At 51.3% G+C, this 19,645-nt stretch carries 14 protein-coding genes; 4 read left to right on the top strand and 10 right to left on the bottom strand.

What is annotated here, in order from left to right; all coding sequences use genetic code 11:
* Positions 1-14 precede the first annotated feature (14 nt).
* Both Q7C21_RS02800 and Q7C21_RS02795 read right to left on the bottom strand, forming a co-directional pair.
* Complete coding sequence (locus tag Q7C21_RS02800; protein WP_008924634.1) at positions 15-548, bottom strand: CS1 type fimbrial major subunit; 534 nt, start codon at positions 546-548, stop codon at positions 15-17.
* Positions 549-620: 72 nt separating this feature from the next.
* Entirely contained in the window at positions 621-1,247 is a 627-nt protein-coding gene (locus Q7C21_RS02795) for a hypothetical protein (RefSeq protein ID WP_008924635.1), read from the bottom strand.
* A 764-nt stretch (positions 1,248-2,011) separates the two neighbouring features.
* On the opposite strand from Q7C21_RS02795, the gene Q7C21_RS02790 reads away from it, so the two are divergent.
* Complete coding sequence (locus Q7C21_RS02790; RefSeq protein ID WP_375150352.1) at positions 2,012-2,308, top strand: hypothetical protein; 297 nt, start codon at positions 2,012-2,014, stop codon at positions 2,306-2,308.
* 182 nt (positions 2,309-2,490) lie between these two features.
* Here the strand turns inward: Q7C21_RS02790 and Q7C21_RS02785 are convergent, their stop codons facing one another.
* Complete coding sequence (locus Q7C21_RS02785) at positions 2,491-2,721, bottom strand: hypothetical protein (RefSeq protein ID WP_003855058.1); 231 nt, start codon at positions 2,719-2,721, stop codon at positions 2,491-2,493.
* Positions 2,722-3,811: 1,090 nt separating this feature from the next.
* Here Q7C21_RS02785 and Q7C21_RS02780 point away from each other — a divergent pair.
* Both Q7C21_RS02780 and Q7C21_RS02775 read left to right on the top strand, forming a co-directional pair.
* On the top strand, positions 3,812-4,921 hold the full coding sequence (locus tag Q7C21_RS02780) for an SDR family oxidoreductase (protein ID WP_187513089.1): 1,110 nt from the start codon (positions 3,812-3,814) through the stop codon (positions 4,919-4,921).
* Positions 4,922-5,344: 423 nt separating this feature from the next.
* Entirely contained in the window at positions 5,345-6,427 is a 1,083-nt protein-coding gene (locus tag Q7C21_RS02775; protein ID WP_181405302.1) for a site-specific integrase, read from the top strand.
* 18 nt (positions 6,428-6,445) lie between these two features.
* On the opposite strand, the gene pagP is transcribed toward Q7C21_RS02775, so the two are convergent.
* Complete coding sequence (gene pagP / locus Q7C21_RS02770; protein WP_008924637.1) at positions 6,446-7,015, bottom strand: lipid IV(A) palmitoyltransferase PagP; 570 nt, start codon at positions 7,013-7,015, stop codon at positions 6,446-6,448.
* Between the two features lie 443 nt (positions 7,016-7,458).
* Here pagP and fhuE point away from each other — a divergent pair, with 443 nt between their 5' ends.
* Positions 7,459-9,681: a ferric-rhodotorulic acid/ferric-coprogen receptor FhuE gene (gene fhuE / locus Q7C21_RS02765; RefSeq protein ID WP_192377902.1), complete on the top strand. Its 2,223-nt coding sequence runs from the start codon at positions 7,459-7,461 to the stop codon at positions 9,679-9,681.
* Positions 9,682-9,858: 177 nt separating this feature from the next.
* Here fhuE and Q7C21_RS02760 read toward each other — a convergent pair whose 3' ends face one another.
* The 6 genes from Q7C21_RS02760 to Q7C21_RS02735 all read right to left on the bottom strand — a co-directional run bounded on the left by Q7C21_RS02760 (position 9,859) and on the right by Q7C21_RS02735 (position 19,636).
* Positions 9,859-10,998 carry an amidohydrolase gene (locus Q7C21_RS02760; protein WP_039661444.1) on the bottom strand — a complete coding sequence of 380 codons (1,140 nt, stop codon included), beginning with the start codon at positions 10,996-10,998 and terminating at the stop codon, positions 9,859-9,861.
* A gap of 215 nt (positions 10,999-11,213) precedes the next feature.
* Positions 11,214-12,440, bottom strand: a complete 1,227-nt coding sequence (locus Q7C21_RS02755; protein WP_039661443.1) for an MFS transporter — start codon at positions 12,438-12,440, stop codon at positions 11,214-11,216.
* A gap of 76 nt (positions 12,441-12,516) precedes the next feature.
* Positions 12,517-14,871, bottom strand: a complete 2,355-nt coding sequence (locus Q7C21_RS02750) for a GNAT family N-acetyltransferase (RefSeq protein WP_375150351.1) — start codon at positions 14,869-14,871, stop codon at positions 12,517-12,519.
* Between the two features lies 1 nt (position 14,872).
* Entirely contained in the window at positions 14,873-16,165 is a 1,293-nt protein-coding gene (locus Q7C21_RS02745) for a lysine N(6)-hydroxylase/L-ornithine N(5)-oxygenase family protein (RefSeq protein WP_375150350.1), read from the bottom strand.
* A 1-nt stretch (position 16,166) separates the two neighbouring features.
* Positions 16,167-17,729, bottom strand: coding sequence for a pyridoxal phosphate-dependent decarboxylase family protein (locus tag Q7C21_RS02740; protein ID WP_375150349.1), 1,563 nt, complete (start codon positions 17,727-17,729; stop codon positions 16,167-16,169).
* 533 nt (positions 17,730-18,262) lie between these two features.
* Complete coding sequence (locus Q7C21_RS02735; RefSeq protein ID WP_375150348.1) at positions 18,263-19,636, bottom strand: PTS ascorbate transporter subunit IIC; 1,374 nt, start codon at positions 19,634-19,636, stop codon at positions 18,263-18,265.
* Positions 19,637-19,645: the final 9 nt, after the last annotated feature.

Here is a 19,645-nt window from a genome sequence, read left to right as displayed (position 1 = left end):
TTAACTCATATTTATCAGGACTCTGGCGTAACGACAGCAGGTTCAAAGACCATTGCAACTGAACCAGTGAACGAACCACTCATATCAAGAGCCTTCTCATCAGCCTGAGAGATTTTTAACATTGTTCGACCACCGGCTTTGGCATCTTCATTGGTAACAACAGTTGTAGCTGTTTTGCTAAGGGTTACACCATTAAATGTCACAGCCAGAGGAATAACATCTGTTCCATTAGATAGCTGCGGTTTACCATCAGAGTTGAGGTTTCCGGTCAGTGTTGCCTGAATACCACCATTGGTATTTTTATACTGAAACTCTTTCTCAAAGACTTTAAGTTTGCTGGTAGAAATGTCGTAAGCCATATCCTGTGTCTGGTTAATCCAGCCAGAATCAACAGGGATCACCTGAAAAGTATCTGAAGGAACAGTTGCAGATAAATTGATGGTATAGCTTTGGCTGTCAGCTGCATGCGCAACTGCGCCGCCTAAAATTGCACAGGAAATTAGTGCGGTAGAAAAGGATTTTTTAAGAATAGAAAGGTTGCGTTTCATGTTTAATAATATCCTAATGTTTTAAGTGGTCTTTAATTACAGGCAAACTTTCGCCTGAAGATATTTACGGAATTAATAACTCAAATTCCGTTTGTTGCTTCCCTCAATCAGAGTGAAATTCGTTTTATATCCTGCCTTCCGTTTCACATCGTGTGTTCGGCCAGGAAGAATGAATTCTCGTGTTACGGATCCACAATCCGTATTCGCAAATTTACATTGGCGTATTGCATCCAGTGACACCGTAGCGTTGCCGTTATTTCGCACTGATAAAGAGTCTGGCGCCGCATCGTGTATCACGGTATTAAATAAAGGCTTTTCCGGTTGGACGATTAGAATAGTTCCGTACCCGGTGAGGACATTAAGTCCTGCCTGCAGGTTTTCTTTACGGTATTCACTCACTGCTTTCTTATCAAGTCCAAAGCCATCGTCGCTCTCTGGCATAACAGGGATGAATCTGATGCGAAAATATCGCTCACTGTTACGCTCACCAGGCCAGAGCATACGGACACTCTGAAATCCTGATGGGGGAATAATAAGGCGCTGTGGTGTCACAATAAGTCTCTCACGTTCCAGTGTTTTTCCGGATACCTCTTTTTGTGGTAACTCATTATTTTTATCCTGTCGCTCAGGATGTATTTCAAGAATCTCAACCCGAACAAATGCGGTGGAGTCACCTGTGTTATATATTCTTTTAGTCATACTTTGCATTCCTGGCGTCAGGACATCATACATACTGCCGATGCCAATAACCGGTGTAGCGAAAGTTGATGGCGAAAATAACAAAAAAACAAGGGCTGCACTCACGCAGGAAATTATCCGATTAGTATATTTTACTATCATAAAAAACCAACTTTATAGAATTACTCAGCCCTGATCGAAGGCCATGAGTAAATGTCACAATACTGTTTCACCCGTTTTGCCTGTACTGGCTGATAGAATGAAAAAGCCAGCATTCCTGAATTTATTCCATGATTAAGGGGTTGCTATCCAGCATTGCAATTATAAATATCAAGCCAGAATTAAGGTTCATTACGTATAGAGTTGTACGATCAACAACTACAGCTGGCCATATTCATTGTTTAAATTACTTCTCAATAACTTTATCTTTTCTTTTTTGTTCCACGACCTTCTCCCATAATGAATAAAGCTTAGCGTGAATCCTAAAACCAACCTCAGGCAAGCAACGCTATAAAACGTGATGTCATTATCTGAGATGACAAACTCACTGTGCTCTGGGTTTGAGAATTGTACATCGATGAAGGTTTGCGACAATCTATATGTATAAAGAAGAAGTATATAGGTTTTTATTCTAATATTTAGATATAATTTAGATGATAGTACTGATATTCATTTAATAACTGGAGGGTTACATTTCCAGGATTAGGCACACAATAGTCTGTTGTTCGCAGGATTGAGATGAATTGGACTGCGTTAAATTATCCTCCTCACTTCTGGAGGAAATCATGAATAACAACAGAATCGTTTTTAGTCTGGTTATCGTCCTGACAATATTTTGGGTTGGTGCGTCTCAAGCGAAGACATCAAAGCAAAACGATGATCACATTCGCCAGCGCATTATCGAGGATTCAATCGTCTCATATCCTGGTGTATGTGCATGCCCATTTAGTGCTGCGCGAAATGGCAGTAGCTGTGGCGGACGAAGCGCATGGAGCAAGCAGGGTGGTTATGCACCGATCTGTTATAAAAAAGAGGTCTCAAAGCAGATGGTCGATGAATGGCGTCAAAATCATGATGCTTAAATAACTGCGGAATTGGTAGGTGATAATTTTATGAGCCAGCGTAAATCATAAGCTGCGAATCCCTGCTGTTCATGCACAGCTACACCTGTATTTATTCTGGGTAGTTAACAATAAAAATCAACAATAGCCGGATAAAGTGTTATCCGGCTATTGGCGGGTCTAGGTCAACACCAAAGTTCAGCTTATTTCTGAGCCTGCTGTGCCTGCTGATTTTTCTCAGCTTCTTTCTGCTTTTTCTTTGCCATATGATGACCGACTGCGCAGCCTGCTGCAGCTCCGGCGACACCATGATGAGCAACATGACCTGCCACGCCTCCAACTGCGGCTCCTTTAAGACATCCCTCAGCATTAGCCTGTAAATTTACTGACAAAAACAAGCCGGTAGCAATAACGATAACTGATAATTTTTTCATTACTCAATATCCTGGTAGTCATAGTTGCACGTTGAACTCATCAGAGCTTAGCTCCTCTTTGGCTCTTTTCTCTCGTCAGGATACAGATATCACGAAGATAGTTACCTGTGGTTACGCTTTTCAGCCAGTGAGGCGAAAAAATGGCGAGTTTTTATTCAGAATAGTAATCTGCATCTGTTTACAGATAATATTTCGTGCAGGAATTCTTTTCCTTTATAAAGTGAGAGGGCATGTAGTCACTGTGAACCAGAAGAATAACCGGCTGTCGCAGAGATTGCTCTTTTGGCTCGATACTTTTAAACGTGACATGACGCGCGCTTTCCCATCGGCCTGTTTCGACCCTTTTCACGCCATTCATGCGAGTAAGAGAGCCTTTGGCTGGCTGGGTTGTCAGGGATTGATCGTATTCATACAAAATACCCATGGCATCCTGTTGAGAACTGGTCATGCTTTGAGCGGGTGTCGTTCTTGCGTTAAATTCCCTCGCCGGGAAACCGTTTCTGTCTGACGCGGCACTGAAACGTCTCAGAGCGCCTGCGTTTTAAAAAAACTATTATGATTGGCAGAGACAAAACGATGATAATTAAACGCTGTTTAAACGGCTTGCTTAATAAATGATTTAAATTGTTTTTGTTTAACCTGCAGACAATCTTTGAAAAATAATTCGGTTCTAATGGATTCTTAATAAACTTAATTTATAACTAACCTGTAAAGTTCACAAAATATAAATCTAATATAGCTTGATCCCGACTGAGGAAAATGGTTCAAATTAAAGCGGCAACTTAGCTGCAGAGTGGGGAGGTCAGCAGTTATTACTCCTGTGTAGAATATAAATAAATCTTCAACGAACGTGTTTCGTAAAATATCTGCAGTGTTGTTGAGCCTGGCGATAGAAACTGGCTTTATACTGGTCGGGTTTACGAAGTGACAGGTTTGGAAGGCATTGACGTCGGACTCAGCAGTAAACCTGAACTCACCAGCGCATACATCAGAAATGATTTACCTGAACAATTTATTTTTTTAATTGTTTCCTGTTTGGGAAGCGGTTTAGTAATGCTTCCTTTGATCAATCAGATTAAATGGCACTATCATGAAAAAAATCCTTATTACTGGTTCTACAGGTTTTTTAGGCGGGGCTGTTGTAGCAAATTTATTACAGAACAGGGTCAAGGATAGGCTGCTGCTGCTGGTCAGAGGCGAGACGGTTGAAGAAGGGCTAAAAAGGCTTAAAGCTAACCTGAAAAACTTTGGCTTAAGTGAGTCAGTTATTCACACGATAACACCTGAAAATATCATTTTAGGTGATCTGGCATTAACGGAAAACTTTATCAATGACTCTCGGATTAATGACGTCACCCACGTTATTAACTGTGCTGCCGTTGCCTCTTTTGGTAACAATCCCACTATCTGGAAAGTGAATGTTGAAGGCACATTCCAGTTCGCTGAACGCATGAGCCGTGTCGCGGGACTTGAGAAATTTATCCACGTGGGTACGGCGATGTCTTGTGCACCGGAGCGTGGCTCGCTGGTGACTGAAGGCGGACTCGATTCCAGCCGCGATCAGCATGTTGTCGAGTACACCTGGAGTAAGGCCTCAATTGAAAAAATGATGACCGAAAAGCTGCCGGAACTGCCTCTGGTCATTGCCCGGCCATCAATCGTCGTGGGCCATTCCGATCAGGGTTGTCTGCCGTCAGCCAGTATTTTCTGGGTATTCCGTATGGCGCTGGCATTAGGGAAATTCACCTGCGACCTGGACGATCGTATTGATGTCGTTCCGGTTGATTACTGCGCGGATGCCCTGGTGATGCTGCTTGATGCAGAAGACGTCATTAATGAGGTGATTCATATCTCTGCTGGCACACAGAGCAGTGTGACCTTCGCTGAAATTGACGAAGCGATGGCTAAAGCATCAGGGAGCAGGGCACTCGGCGTTGATTATCAGAAGGTGTCCTATAAACAGCTCTCTGACAGCAGAAGAACCTTTAAGGATCTGTTCGGGCCCTGCAACGAACGCATCATGCTGCGCGCCATGAATTTGTATGGTCATTTCTCAAACCTGAATGTGGTATTCGATAATTCCAAACTGCTGCAACTGGGTATGAACAAACCCTCAAGATTTACCGATTACCTGGATCGCTGCGTAGTAACAACCCGCGACTCCACCATCGCCGAGTTGATGCAGGTTGATTTCAAATAGTGGATACGGTGAGCCTGCCAGTAAAGCACATGCTGTTTTGGTGAAGAGCGGGCTGTGTAAATCATTATCCTGTCAGGCTGGCAGCTGATGACGCACAGCGTTCATCCCGGGCTGGTATCACTTGCTGCCCGATTGAGACCGGAATTTATACGCCATGGATGGCATTGAGGAACATAAGTGAGTCACAAGATCATTACGTTGATGTTTCACTCCTGAAGCACTTCTTTATCGCATTTTTATCCAGTCAAAAATCCTTTTTCTGGTTCAGCATAACACCCCATCAACGCCTTCAATTTTACTCAAAACGCGTCTTTGTGACTCCAGACTTATTAGGTCTGGAGTCACATGCACATTGTCATTAGAATGTCCCGCTTTGCAGTGAAGTAACAAGGTAGCGATGTGACAACAAATCTGACTCAGACCATGGACCGTTCAGCGTATGTGGGCCGTCATGTACTGGTCTGGCTGGAGCAGGTAAAAACTGCCACGCTTAGTGAGCTGGATAATTTTGGCGATGAGGGCACGGTTGAGCAGGTGATGAAAGTCTGGGTCAAACTGTCATTGCTAAGTAGCCGGCGGCGTCCCGAGATTGCGATCTCATCGCTGCTGAAACATGTTCTGCCCAACATCGGGTTGCTGCCCCTCAAAGCACTGAACCGTTTACGGCTCAACCGGCTCTACAACATTCTGATTGCCGACGGTAAAAAAGAGGAGGCGCGAAGGGTCTTTGCGCTGACTAAACAATTCCTTGCCTGGGCTGAGATGCAGGGTTATCTCGATCATTCACCCATTGCCTCAATGAAGAAACGGGATGTCGCAGGTCGCTCAACGCCGCCGCGCAGTCGGCAACTCACTGATGCGGAAATCTGGGTTTTCTGGCATGGGCTGGACAACTGGGCATTATCAGAACAAGTCCGCTGGGCGCTGCGTTTGTGTCTTGTCAGTGCCCGACGGCCTGATGAAATCGTACAGGCGCAAAAAACAGAGTTCGATCTGCAGTTAGGATTGTGGATGCAGGGCACACGCAATAAATCACAGCGGGAACATGTGTTACCCATTTCACCCCTGATGAAGCAATGCATCGAAGCATTGCTGCGCGATGCGGATCCCGATTCCCCCTGGCTGGTGCCCGCGCCACGTGATCCGCAACAGCCACTGTCAAAAGGCGCACTGAACCAGGCATTGCGCCGGATGATTCGCGCTCCACGCGGACTCGGGCTGGAAGCCTTTACGCCGCGCGATTTGCGCCGGACCGCACGATCTAAACTTTCCGCGCTCGACACGCCTAATGATGTGGCCCGCAAAATCATGAATCATGCGCTGGAGGGTATCGACCGGGTGTATGACACTCATGACTATCTGAGCCAGATGCGCAGCGCGATGAACACCTTCTCGGATGCAGTTGAGCAGATTATTCACTGCGAAAGTTATTATCTGCTGCGACATCGCTATGATGGCGAGACGCTTTCCCTGAACGATCTCTCTATCATGGCGATGTCACGCTAACGCTTTCATTCAGGGTAATCAGAAGTGGTAGCGCAGCCAGGCAAAATAGACGTTCCCGTTGTTATGCGTACCGGGAATATAGGTCATCTGGAAATCGAGATCGCCATAGCCGATTGAGGCCAGTGGCAGGACGGCTGGCACTGGAATATAGTCCCAGTTGTGTCGTGCGGTGACGCCAACAGTGTAACCTGCGCCCCAGTGAAAATTCTGATCAGCAAGCGGGCGCCAGGTTGCCACCCAGCCATAGCCACTGAAGGGTTCCCATTTATTAAAGGAGTCCTTAAACGCCATTAAATAGATGCCGTTCCAGTTGCCTTTTTCGTCGTAACGGGAAATCCCTCCACCTGCGCCCCAGGGTCTTTCATTATATTTATTAATATGTTCCCGATCGTAGGTTGCACGGTTGTGCCAGGTAATAGCGGGAAGGTAAAAGTCGATTCCCTCAGGTTGCTGCCAGGTGGTGGCGACGTTATTGCTGAAATTTTCCCAGCCTGAACTCACATTCTGCATAAGTGTGGCGGCGGAGGCTGAAAATACACTGAAAACGGACGTAATGATCAGCGCTTTAAGAGGTAAAATTTTGCGCATTGACGAATTCCTGCAATATCTGGTGTTAAATAAGGAAAAAAATGAATCAAGACGGGGATTGTTGCATGAGAAAGGGAAACTTCAGCTCAATGAACGGGCATTACAGGATTTTATAATTATTTAAAATGAAGCAGCATTTGCTTACCGAGGTTAAATTCGCTTTTACGCTGATGTGAAAATCCCTTCCTTGCTGGCGATCCTCTCCAGCAGTCAGAACCCGATAAATACTTTTTTGAAAGAATCAGCATTGTTTGTTAACCAAATCTTGCATTGATAATCGCAATGCGTATATTTCTCATTTGCTTTAAAGTTTTTTCACACTTGCGCGTAAACGCTTACGAGAGGGTTTTTGATTTCTCTGAGCATAAGCAGTCAGGCGATGCCCGCAGGATGCAGGGCCGTGATAATGGCAGCATAAAAACATAAAGATAATTGAGGAATTAATGAACGCCTTCGATCTTCAGCATCCCAGGATTAAGAACGTGATTGCTCTGCAACGTCCATTTCGCTTCTCGTTGCTGGCCGTGATTGTCGCCTCATCACTGGCACATAACATTGCGCATGCCGCAGAGACTCAGGCACCCGCTGCCAGCACTGACCAGACTCTGACCGTTACCGCTGCCGATAATGCTGCTGCGGTCTCTTCGCCCGAAACCGATTACAGCGTCCCGGTTACCCGTGCAGGCACAAAAATGCTGGGCACTGCGCGTGATGTGCCGCAGTCAGTCAGCATTGTCAGCAAGCAGCGAATGGCAGATCAGCAACTTCAGTCGCTGAATGATGTGCTGGCAAATACCACTGGAATCCGCGGCATCAGTGGGGATATGGACCGCACTAACTACTATGCGCGCGGCTTTATGATCGACAACTATATGGTCGATGGCATTCCCACTGCTTTTGCCGAACGCTGGAACCTGGGCGATGCACAGACCGATATGGCCCTGTATGAGCGCGTTGAAGTGGTTCGCGGCGCAACGGGGCTGATGACCGGGCCAGGCAATCCTTCAGCAGCCATCAATATGGTACGCAAACATGCGGACAGCAAAGAATTCGGCGGCACCGTCGCTGCCAGCTACGGCAGCTGGAACAAACAGCGTTATGTTGCCGATCTTTCGGCGCCGCTCAGTGAGTCAGGTAATGTGCGTGGCCGACTGGTTGCAGGCTGGCAGGATAACAACAGCTTCATCGAACGCTACGGCGCTAAAAAACAGTTCATCTATGGCGTAGTTGACGCCGATCTGACGGATTCTGCCACGCTCTCTGTCGGTTATGAGTTCAGTCAGGTCAATACCGACTCCACCATGTGGGGCGGCGCACCACGCTGGTACACGGACGGCACACAGATTCATACCCGTCGCGGCTACAACACAGCGCCTGACTGGGCCTATAACGACAAAGAGAATCGCAAACTCTTTGTAAACCTGAAGCAGGATTTCGATAACGGCTGGAACATCACCCTGAACGGGGCGCACAACGAGATGCGTCTGGACAGTAAGCAGATCTATCTTGATGGCTATTTCGATCGCAATACCGGCGCGGGTGTCTCTTCCTATGCTGACTATCCGGTGGTGGGCGGAACCGGTTATAACACCGGCAAACGGAAAGTGGATGCAGTGGATGCTTTTGCCAGCGGCCCGTATGAACTGCTGGGGCGCCAGCATGAGCTGATGGTGGGCGTCAACTACACTCGCCAGGATAATAAGTACTTCAGCACCTTTGAGAATATCTCGTCGGCGTCGTTAGGTAACTATAACGACTTCAACGGCCAGTATCCGGAATCCAACTGGACACCGCGTCTGCCTGCCAGCGATACCCAACTGGTTCGCCAGAAATCAACTTACATGGCAACCCGCCTGTCACTTGCTGATCCGCTGCACCTGATTCTCGGCGCCCGTTACACCAACTGGAATCGCGAAACCTTAAGTGGCGAAGCGGAAGAAAACAACATTACGCCGTATGGCGGGCTGATTTATGACTTCGCCGAAAACTGGTCGGCTTACGCCAGCTATACCTCGGTGTTCCAGCCCCAGGATTACCGCGATGCCAGCGGTGCTTACCTGTCGCCGGTTATCGGTAAAAACTACGAGGCTGGCGTGAAATCTGACTGGCTGGACAGTCGCCTGACCACCTCCGTTTCAGTTTTCCGCACGGAGCTGGATAACGCAGGTGAAGCGACGACGCAGACCATTCAGGGCTCTGGAGATGTTGCCTACGTTGGCCGCAAAGGGGTTGTGAGTCGTGGTGTGGAGTTCGAAGTCAACGGTGCATTAACCGACAACTGGCAGATGACTTTTGGCGGGTCGCGTTACATCGCGGAAAATCGCGATGGCAGCACGTTTAACCCGCAACTGCCGCAGACCAGTTTTAACCTGTTCAGTAGCTATCGTCTGCCGACACTGCAGCAGCTGACGCTGGGTGGCGGCGTAAACTGGCAGACGCACGTCTGGAACGATGTCGGCGGCCCGGAAGGTAATGGCACCTGGCGCGCGCGGCAGGGCAGCTATGCACTGGTTGATCTATTCGCCCGCTATCAGGTGAACAAAAACCTGTCACTGCAGGGCAATCTCAATAATCTGTTCGACAAAGAGTATGACACCAACGTGGCCAGCTCTGTGGTCTACGGCGAACCGCGTAATTTTTCAGTGACCGCCAGCTACACCTTCTGATTTGTATCGTTGTAACGCCTGTGAAAAACGCCTCATTTGAGGCGTTTTTCACAACATAACAGGTCTGCACTCAGGTAAAACGTAGTGCCAGGTTAAAACCTTCAGTGGACTCCACCACAATCGCTTCAGGCTGCTCCTGAAATGCGATGTCACCCGTCACCGGCATTCCTTTTTTCGTCATTGCGCCGCGACAATCTGCAACGCGCGCGGCACCAGCTGGGTGAAGTACGCCACCGCCGGGCCGATCAGGGCTTCATCCGGATCGAAGGCGGCATGATGCAGCCCAAACTGGCTGGCACTGCCGATGCTGACAAACGCGCCCGGCACCTGTTGCAGATAGAAGGCAAAATCTTCTCCGCCCATCTGCGGCGACTCCGCATGCTCCGCGAGATAGCCACTCTGTTCTGCAACGTCCAGAGCAACATCCACCCAGCCTGGCGTGTTAATCAGGGCCGGTGGTCCCTCGGTCCACTCCAGTTCTGCGGTCGCACCAAACCCGGCGGCGATACCCTGAATCAGTGACCGCATGCGGTGCGGGATCTGCGCCCGAATCTCGCCGTTGTGAGTGCGTACGGTGCCCTCCAGCTCAACACTTTGCGGCAGCACGTTCCAGGTATTACCGGCGGTAAAGCGCGTTACGCTCAGCACCACCGTTTCCAGCGAGCTGAATACCCGGCTCGGCAGGGTCTGCAGTGCCGTCACGATATGACTGGCAATCACGATCGAATCGATCCCCTCCTGCGGTCGTGCGGCATGCGCGCCTTTGCCCTCAATGCGGATCACAAAGCGGTCGACGTTGGCATAAAACGCACCCGCCCGGCTTTGAAGCATGCCCAGCGGCAGGTCAGGCGCATTGTGCAGGCCGAATATCGCCTGAACGCCTTCCAGCGCACCGGCTTCAATCAGCTGACGCGCGCCATTGAAAGTCTCTTCGGCGGGCTGAAACAGAATCCGCACCCGGCCAGGCAGCGTCTCTTCCTGCTGTTTCAGTTGCAACGCCACACCGAGCATCACGGCGCTGTGAACGTCGTGACCACAGGCGTGCATCACGCCCGGCTGCTGTGATCGCCACGGTCGCTCGGTGGTTTCTTCAATCGGTAACGCATCAATATCCGCGCGCAGGGCGATCAGCGGTTCGCCATGACCGATTTCTGCCACGACGCCGGTTTTCAGCCCCAGCGGCTTCAGCCGGATTCCTGCCTGTTCCAGCCAGCGTGTAATCCGTTCCGTAGTGGCATATTCATGATTCGAAAGTTCAGGATGCTGGTGCAGTTCGCGACGCCACTGCACCAGTTGTTCAGTTAAAGGCAAAGTCATGGTATCCCTGTGTTTCCGGCATAAAAGATTTATCCATTGCCTCAGCAGGCGCAATCATCATCGAATGACGCAACACGCAGATAAAGTAACGATTTGGTCGAAGCTTATCTGAATAAAATCAATGCGGAAGTGAAGGAGATTTAATCAGTGTTCTGAGCGTGCGGAATGACAAACACTGTTTTGCCATCCCGCAATTTTTTATAGCTGGGTAATGACTACTCCGCGCATAATTTTCGCTGTCCTGCACGCAGGAATGCGCTGACCAGACCCAGCCATAGCAGACCGCAGATCAGATTCACTATGCTAAAACCACCGTTGCCGAAGCTGAAATACGCGGTTTTGGCGGCTTCAATGCCGAGTGCAATGATCAGAATGCTCACCATCCCAAGCATCGCCGCCACACTGCCTTTGCCTGCGTTGCTGGAAAAAAGCGTCATGCGATAGAGCCCGGCGTTGACCAGTCCGGTGCCAAAACCGTAGAGACTCATTCCGGCAGTCAGCCACAGATAGCTGTCTGGGTTAATCATGGTGGCGATCGCTGCAATGGTCAGTCCGCAGACCACAGGCCATGCACCGAGTCTTACAGGCTGTTCAATGGGCAGACGGCTGGATAATCGACCCAGAGTCAGATTACCTGCAATCATGGCGGCAAAAACCGGCAGCTGTAACAGCGCATAGTCGATGCGGCTCAGTTGCGCACCGTGGATCAAAATCACGGGCGACAATGCTACCCAGGCAATGCAGGGCACGGTGACCAGCCCGATCGCCAGCGAGCCGCGCATCACCTGAGGTTCTTTTAGCAATAAGGCATAACCGCCAATAATCGAACGCAGCGACAGCGGTGTCTGACGATCGCCCGCCGTTTCAGGCATGGCATACCACAGCCCGGCCAGCGCCAGCGCCGCGACAGCCCCAATCAACCAGAACAGGGTGCGCCATTCTCCCACGGTAAGAAAAGCTGCGCCCGCCAGCGGCCCGGCCAGTGGGGCCAGCAGGGCGACGTTGGCCATCAGCGCCATCATTTTAATGCTGAGCGACTCTGTGAACGCCTCCTGTATCGCCGCGTAACCTACCGCCCCGATAAAGCAGAGGCTCATCCCCTGAAGAAACCGCAGCAGGATGAACTGTTCAATACTCTGTACCCAGTGGGTCGCGATGCAGGAGAGCATAAAAAACGCCACGCCGCTGAGCAGCACCGGACGCCGCCCGATGCGATCCGAGAGCGGTCCAAGCAGCCACTGCAGCAGAATGCCACCCGCCAGATAGGCGGTCAGCGAGGTAGAAACCCATTCAGGCCCGACCTTAAATTCCTGTGTCACCAGCAGCATGCCGGGCTGGATCATGTCATGGGCGATATAGGTGGCGAACTCGAATAACACCAGCGAGAGCGGAAAGATCAGATGTCGGCGGGTCAGTTGCGCCACCGGCAGAAAAGAAGCCATGATGAATACCTGCAATATAACCATTAAAAAGCGGCCACCGAAGTGACCGCATTAAATCAGAGTGACAGTGTAACGCTTAGCGCCAGCGGGCAATCGGGTTGACCAGCGTACCCGCGAACTTCAGATTCTCGGCGGGATCGGCAAGGTTGATCATCTGCTGATTATTCGCCAGCTGCAGGCGGTTCAGACAGGAGCGGGTAAACTCCGGCGCAAACATGTCATAACGGGCGAACTTAGTGGCATGCTCGGGATGCGCCTGCTGATAATCCTTCACGCATTGCGCCACCGCCTGCCAGAAATCCTCTTCCGGCAGCGTTCCTGACTGATGCAGAATCGCGCTGATAAAGCGGAAGATGCAGTCAAATACATCGGTAAAGATCGACAGTAATTTGAGGTTCTCCGGCACATCCACCGCCAGACGCTGCACGCCCTCCGGCAGCACGGCTTCCGGGTTCATTACGGCGATCTCTTCGCCGATATCCTTCATGTAAGCACTGACCGGAACGTTGTTCTCCAGCAGCATGATCAGGTTTTCACCGTGCGGCATAAACACCAGGTCATGCTGATAGAAACAGTGCAGCAGCGGGCTGAGGTAGCAGGTGAGATAGCGATCAATCCACTGCTTCGCCGGCAAACCGGAGTCGGCAATCAGTGCAGGCAGCAGAGCCTGCTGATGGTGGTCGACGTGCAGGAATGAGGCCATGGTCATCAGACGCTGGCCAGGTTGCAGACTGGCCGCGGGATTATCCCGCCACAGCGCTGCAAACATCTTTTTGTAGGCGGAATCGCCTTTGATCGCCTGCTCGTAGTAGCGGTTGTGATAGCCGACGGAAGCGACTTCGCGCAGGATACGGAAATCACAGCGTTGCAGCCACGCATCCCCCGCCACCAGCTGTTCCAGCCAGCCGTTAATGGCAGGGGTTGTCGCCATATAGTAGGGTGACAGACCGCGCATAAAGCCCATGTTCAGCACCGACAGTGCGGTTTTCACATAACGCTTAGAAGGCTGGCTGCGATTAAAGAAGGTGCGGATGGACTGCTGCGCCTGATAAGCATCGTCGCCGCTGCCAAGATAAACAATATCGTGATTAGCAATGTCCGCCGCAAACACGGTCAGCAGTTTGTTCTGCCACTGCCACGGATGCACAGGCATCAGGATATAGTCCTCAACCGCCAGCCCTTTATTCACCAGCTGCGTATTGAAGTGTTCCACTGTGGTGTCGCCCAGCTCATCACGCATCAGCTGTTCATAGCTCAGCCCGCTAAGGCTGGAGAAATGGGCATTGCGGCGGTGAACAGCCACCCAGATAAGGTGTACGGGCGCGGCGGCTTCCGGCGCATAGGCCAGATAATCCTGCGCATCGAAACCGATACGTCCGTTGTTGGCGACGAAGCAGGGATGGCCTTCGGTCATTGCCGCTTCCACGGTCTGGAAATCGGCTGTGACCAGCGCCTGGCTGCCGGGATTATTCTTCTGAAGTTTATACACGCTGCTGCACAGTGTGCTGCTGATCTCCTCCATATAGGTCGCCAGCAGCGCCTGCGGAATGCCAATCTCGCCATTGAATTCCACAATAAACTTCAGCGCATCCAGCGGCAGATCGCGACCATTCTCCTGCTTGCGTAGTGACTTCGCGTCAATTTCCCAGTGATCCAGCGCCAGCCGCGCCGCCTGGAAATGGTACGTTGCTTCACCGCCCGGCACCGCCAGTTGATAGCTGCCATCCTGCGATGCCTGCGGCGTGATGATTTTTTCATGCGTGAACTCGGCAATCGCTTTGCGGATCAGCATGCGGTTGGCCTGTGTCCAGTTGTCGCCCGTAAGATGTGTGCCGTCGGTCAGTGAAGCGGAGGTATTCATGGTCTGCGACTCCTGCAGTAACGCGTGTTGATAATCGTCCCGCTGGCAAAAGGCCAGCCAGGCGGTTTTATGGCCCATGTCGATGGTGTGCTGATAGCGGAATCCGGCGCGTTTATTCAGCACGTGAATTTTTTCATTGCGCACGTCCGGCTCTACCACGACACGGTTTACCTCAGGGCGGCTGAACATGTAGTCCATCACCAGCGTGAAGACCTGCCAGCTAAAGGCTTTGATTGGCTGGCTGGCCGGAGCAATCAGAATGTGCATGCCGTAATCATCAGGCGCGGCCGGATAAAACGTGCCGACCTCGTCGTCGCGGGCGCGATAACACTCAATCAGGCAGATGGGCTTGTCATTGCAGCAGCCAATCAGCGCGGCATGAGGATCGGATGCGGTCAGCGTCTGATAAAACGCCGCGACCTGTTCCAGACTCTGCTGCTGCATGCCCCAGAAGCGCGCGTAATCACGGGTGACCCAGCTGTGGATGAGTGACGCATCGCTCTCAAGCATCGGTCTCAGGGTAAACTGGCCTGCGGGACGATCGGCCCTGAACAGTATTGGTGAACTCATCTCAATGCTCCGATTTAGCCGGGAAAGTCTGGAAGGCGATCTGACGCTCGATGGGATACACCTCGCGTCCGGTCAGTTCACGCAGCAGGACTGAGTTGCGGTAGCAGGCCATGCCGAGATCCGGCGTGACAAAACCGTGTGTATGCAGTTCGGCGTTCTGCACGAAGATCTGATTGTGATGATCGATGCTGTAGTTGCGCTGCACGTCATAGCGGCCTTTGTCATCCCAGCGCAGGCGGGCGTGGATACCTTCTAAAAACATCGGTGGCTGGTAGTGATAACCGGTCGCCATCACCAGTCCTTCGGTGCGACGGGTGAAGGTGCAATCCTGCTCTTCCTGATGCAGCGTCAGTTCGAATTCGCCCTGCGGCAGCCAGCGCATCGCGGTCAGCGCCGAATGAGTGAAGAGATTGACATTGAGATCGCCGTCGAGCTGTTTGACATACATCAGGTCATAAATGTCATTGATTAAGCTGCTGTTAATTCCCTTGTAGAGATTCTTGTGGCGGGCATTCAGCTCGTCGCGTGTGCTGGCGGGCAGGGCGTGGAAATAGTCCACCCACTCCGGCGAGGTCATCTCCAGCGTCAGCTTGGTGTACTCCAGCGGATAGAAGCGCGGCGCGCGGGTGATCCAGTTGAGCTGATAACCAAAGCGGTCGATATCGGTCAGCAGATCGTAGTAGATTTCCGCTGCGCTCTGGCCGCTCCCCAGCACGGTAATTGAACGCTTCTGCTGCAACTCCGCTTTATTGGCCAGATAATGGCTGGAGTGGGTCAGGCGCTGGTGGTGCGGCTGGCTGCACGCCGGCATCCAGGCTTTTGGCCCGGTGCCGAGCACCAGATGACGCGCCTGATAGCGCTGTTTCGCTCCGCTTCGGGTGTCAGTCACCTGGAGGTGATAAATGCCGGCCGCTTCATCGTAGCTGACATACTCCACATGGCTGTTCCAGCGCAGATTAGACAGACGCGAGCTGGCCCACTGACAGTACTGGTTATACTCTTTGCGCATCAGGAAGAAGTCTTCACGGATATAAAAAGAGTATAGTTTTCCTTTTTCCTTCATGTAGTTAAGCAGGCTGTACGGGCTGGTGGGATCGGCAAGTGTCACCAGGTCGGCCATAAACGGCGTCTGCAGATGGGCGTTTTCCAGCATCATGCCGGTGTGCCAGTCAAAGCCGGGATTCTCATCCAGGAAAATACCGTTTAATCCCTCAACCGGCTCACTCAGACAGGCCAGGCTCAGGTTGAAAGGGCCAATGCCGATGCCAATAAAATCGTAAACAGGATTATTCATTTCAGATCGCTCCCTGATTCGCCGCGCTCAGCGCAGAAGCACGAACCTGTTCGCGGCCGTAATGCGCAATCAGGCTCAATACATCTTCGAGGTCGGCAATCGTGGTGGTGGGATTTAACAGGGTGAATTTCAGATACTGACGTCCATCCACTTTGGTTCCGGCGATCACCGCATTACCGGAGCGGAACAGCGCTTTACGGATGGCGGCGTTGATCTCATCGATCTGCGCGTCGCTGGCATGTTTGCCGGGAATGTAGCGGAAAATCTGGGTAGTCAGCTCAGGCGCGTGCAGCACTTCAATGGCCGGATGCGCCGTTAATAGCTGGTGCGCAGCCTGTGTCAGATCGATCAGGGTATCAAAGGCATCACCCAGCGCCGCCGGGCCCATGACGCGCAGTGTCAGCCACATTTTCAGCGCATCAAAACGGCGGGTGGTCTGAATGCTTTTGTTGACCAGATTCGGCGTGCCTTCCTGCTGGGCGCTGAGCGGATTGAGGTAGTCCGCATGGTGCGTGACATGCTTCAGATTCTGGCTGTCCCGCACAAAGAAGGCGCCACAGCTGACGGTCTGGAAGAACGATTTGTGATAATCAACGGTCACGGAGTCCGCGCGCTCAATGCCATTCAGGCGGGAACGATGCTTTTCAGAGACCAGCAGGCCACAGCCATACGCGGCGTCAACGTGCATCCATAAACCGTAATCGTCACAGAGACGGGCGATTTCCGGCAGTGGATCGATGCTGCCAAAGTCTGTGGTGCCGCTGGTGGCAACCACCGCAATCGGGATCAGCCCTTCACTGCGGCAACGCGCGATCTCCTGTGCCAGACATCCCGCGTCCATGCGGTAATGGTCATCGTGATCGACGGCGATAACCGCGTCATAGCCCAGTCCCAGAATCGCCATCGACTTCTGGATGCTGAAGTGGCTGAGTTTCGAGGTAAACACTCGCCATTTCGAGGCAGTTTCAGGCAGGCCACGATGCTTAATCAGGTGTCCCGGATGATGCGCGGCACACCAGCTGTCACGCGCCAGCAGCATTGCCATCAGGTTGGATTGGGTACCGCCGCTGGTGAAGATTCCATCCGATCCGGCTGGCAGACCAATACGGCCAAGCGTCCAGTCAATCACCTTCTGCTCAATCAGGGTGCCGCCTGCGCTCTGATCCCAGGTATCGACCGAGCTGTTGACTGCCGCCATAATCTGCTCTGCCATCAGCGAGGGCAGCACCACCGGGCAGTTCAGGTGCGCCAGGTATTTAGGATGGTGAAACCAGACGGCGTCACGAAGATAGAGCTGGCTCAGCTCCGCCAGTGCATCCTCGTTGTTGCCGAGTGGGTGATCGAGATCGACCTCGCTGAACTCCGCCGCCAGTTCGTGGGGAAGAATGCCGCTGAAGGGCTTCTCTACGCTGGTAACAGTGCGCGTCATCAGCGTTAGCACTTCCTGAGTCTGCTGCGACCAGGCCGCCAGTTGCTGATCGTTAAAAATGGCCGTTTCGGCACCGCTGGCGTTGGAGGCTGGCGCGAGATCCAGAGCCGCCTGTGTGGATGAGCGTAAAAGCATGTTCAGTTCCTGTGCGTTAATACCAGTGACCCTGCCGGCATTAAGCCAGCAGCGTTGGATGTGCGCTCAACAACTCCAGTAAACATAAATCTGACTAACCAGATAAAAATCCTGACAACCAAAGACGCCAGGGTTTTAACCTTAAAAAAATAAATACCGCATATTATTTGTGGATTTTGCAGCGTTTAACGCTTTGTTATATGCGGATGAGAGTGTAAATGTTAATCATTATCATTCAATTGTTTTATTGTTAAATTTTATCTATTAGCCAGACTAATGTTGTAAATGTGATATCGATCACATTTTGCATTCGGAATAGTCCTTTTTTAGCGTGATTAGTGCCAGAAGATGTCAGTGAATCTGTGTCACGATGAGGCGTTTCAGGTCAGGGATGAGCGTAACGAGCGTAAATTACGGCTATTGTCGGCACAGGTGAGGGGGATTCTGATAAGGACCAGGAGGGGAATGAAGAGCCGATGAAACACACGCCCAGAAAGGGCTAATCGCCCTTTCTGGGTTAGTACACTTTCTTTTTACCCTGCATTCGTTTCAGCAGGTGCCTTCTTTTTGGCCATGAAGTTATAAATCACTAACAAGCCAAAAATACCGGTGATGATCATGGTGATGGTTCCCTTGTCCATAAAGTGAGCCATATTGCCAAGCAGAATGCCGGTCACGCCGAAGTCGGTATCCGAGAAGGTCGTGTTGGTCAGCCCGATCTGTCCCAGTACCGGTAGCAACGCGACAGGCAGGAAGGTAATCAGCAGGCCATGTGCAAAGGCACCGCAAATCGCCCCGCGTTTGCCACCGGTGGCATTACCAAATACGCCCGCCGTAGCGCCACAGAAGAAGTGGGGCACAACACCCGGCAGAATTAATACCCAATGCAGTTGACCGAGGACAAACAGCCCAACCAGGCCACCAACAAAGCTGGAGATAAAGCCGATCAGCACCGCATTCGGGGCATAAGGGAAAACAATCGGGCAATCCAGCGCGGGTCTCGCATCCGGTACCAGTTTTTCTGAAAAGCCGGTAAAGGCCGGAACGATCTCAGCCAGGATTAAGCGCACACCCTGCAGAATAATAAAGACGCCCGCCGCAAAAGTTATGGCCTGAATAAAGGAGTAAACCAGGTAGTTCTGACCATGACTGAAGTAGGCCTCTACATACTCTTTACCTGCTGACACCGACAGGATTAAGTAAATAATCATCATCGTCAGCGAGATGGAGATCGTGCTGTCGCGCAAAAAACTGAGGTTTTTTGGCATGTTCATCTCTTCGGTGGATTTAGAACCTTTACCCACTAAAGAGCCGATCCAGCCAGATAAGACATAGCCAATGGTCCCGGTATGTGCCAGCGCGACATGGTCGCCCCCGATGATCTTACGCATATAAGGCTGTGCAATTGCCGGGAAGGTGGCCATCAGAATACCCAGAAGCAGTGAGCCGGTGTAAATAAGCTGCACACCTTCAAAACCGGCAACTGATAAAATAATCGCGATCATACAGGCCATATAGAAGGTCACATGGCCGGAAAGGTAGATATATTTAAGTCGGGTAAATCGGGCAACAACGATGTTGGCGACCATGCCGAAGGCCATGATCATCGTGGTTGGCGCACCATATTTTGCCAGTGCGATAGAGACCATTGCTTCGTTATTAGGAATGATGCCCTGAACATCAAATGCATGTTTAAAAATGTCGCCAAGTGGTGTCAGGGAACCAACCAGAACGGTCGCTCCGCCTGCCAGCACCAGGAAGCCCAGAATGGTTTTAACCGTGCCCTTAATAACGTCAGGAAACGGCTTCTTCTGCGCAATCAGTCCGAAACATGCCACCAGTCCGACTAATATTGAGGGCACTTTCAGCACGTCGACGACGAACTGCAAAAGATTTTGAGTAAACATATTAACCTC

Source organism: Pantoea sp. ANP04 (genome assembly GCF_041982285.1).
Taxonomy (GTDB): domain Bacteria; phylum Pseudomonadota; class Gammaproteobacteria; order Enterobacterales; family Enterobacteriaceae; genus Pantoea; species Pantoea eucalypti.
Note: the sequence above shows the minus strand (reverse complement) of the source record. Positions and strands in the feature narration are given on the sequence as shown.

What these genes read in the sequence shown, in the direction of transcription:
- Q7C21_RS02775 (WP_181405302.1), top strand. Translation starts at nt 5,345, where the DNA reads ATGGACCGTTCAGCGTATGTGGGCCGTCATGTACTGGTCTGGCTGGAG.
- Q7C21_RS02750 (WP_375150351.1), bottom strand. Translation starts at nt 14,871, where the DNA reads ATGAGTTCACCAATACTGTTCAGGGCCGATCGTCCCGCAGGCCAGTTT.
- pagP (WP_008924637.1), bottom strand. Translation starts at nt 7,015, where the DNA reads ATGCGCAAAATTTTACCTCTTAAAGCGCTGATCATTACGTCCGTTTTC.
- Q7C21_RS02740 (WP_375150349.1), bottom strand. Translation starts at nt 17,729, where the DNA reads ATGCTTTTACGCTCATCCACACAGGCGGCTCTGGATCTCGCGCCAGCC.
- Q7C21_RS02745 (WP_375150350.1), bottom strand. Translation starts at nt 16,165, where the DNA reads ATGAATAATCCTGTTTACGATTTTATTGGCATCGGCATTGGCCCTTTC.
- Q7C21_RS02800 (WP_008924634.1), bottom strand. Translation starts at nt 548, where the DNA reads ATGAAACGCAACCTTTCTATTCTTAAAAAATCCTTTTCTACCGCACTA.
- Q7C21_RS02760 (WP_039661444.1), bottom strand. Translation starts at nt 10,998, where the DNA reads ATGACTTTGCCTTTAACTGAACAACTGGTGCAGTGGCGTCGCGAACTG.
- Q7C21_RS02780 (WP_187513089.1), top strand. Translation starts at nt 3,812, where the DNA reads ATGAAAAAAATCCTTATTACTGGTTCTACAGGTTTTTTAGGCGGGGCT.
- Q7C21_RS02795 (WP_008924635.1), bottom strand. Translation starts at nt 1,247, where the DNA reads ATGACTAAAAGAATATATAACACAGGTGACTCCACCGCATTTGTTCGG.
- Q7C21_RS02785 (WP_003855058.1), bottom strand. Translation starts at nt 2,721, where the DNA reads ATGAAAAAATTATCAGTTATCGTTATTGCTACCGGCTTGTTTTTGTCA.
- fhuE (WP_192377902.1), top strand. Translation starts at nt 7,459, where the DNA reads ATGAACGCCTTCGATCTTCAGCATCCCAGGATTAAGAACGTGATTGCT.
- Q7C21_RS02755 (WP_039661443.1), bottom strand. Translation starts at nt 12,440, where the DNA reads ATGGCTTCTTTTCTGCCGGTGGCGCAACTGACCCGCCGACATCTGATC.
- Q7C21_RS02790 (WP_375150352.1), top strand. Translation starts at nt 2,012, where the DNA reads ATGAATAACAACAGAATCGTTTTTAGTCTGGTTATCGTCCTGACAATA.
- Q7C21_RS02735 (WP_375150348.1), bottom strand. Translation starts at nt 19,636, where the DNA reads ATGTTTACTCAAAATCTTTTGCAGTTCGTCGTCGACGTGCTGAAAGTG.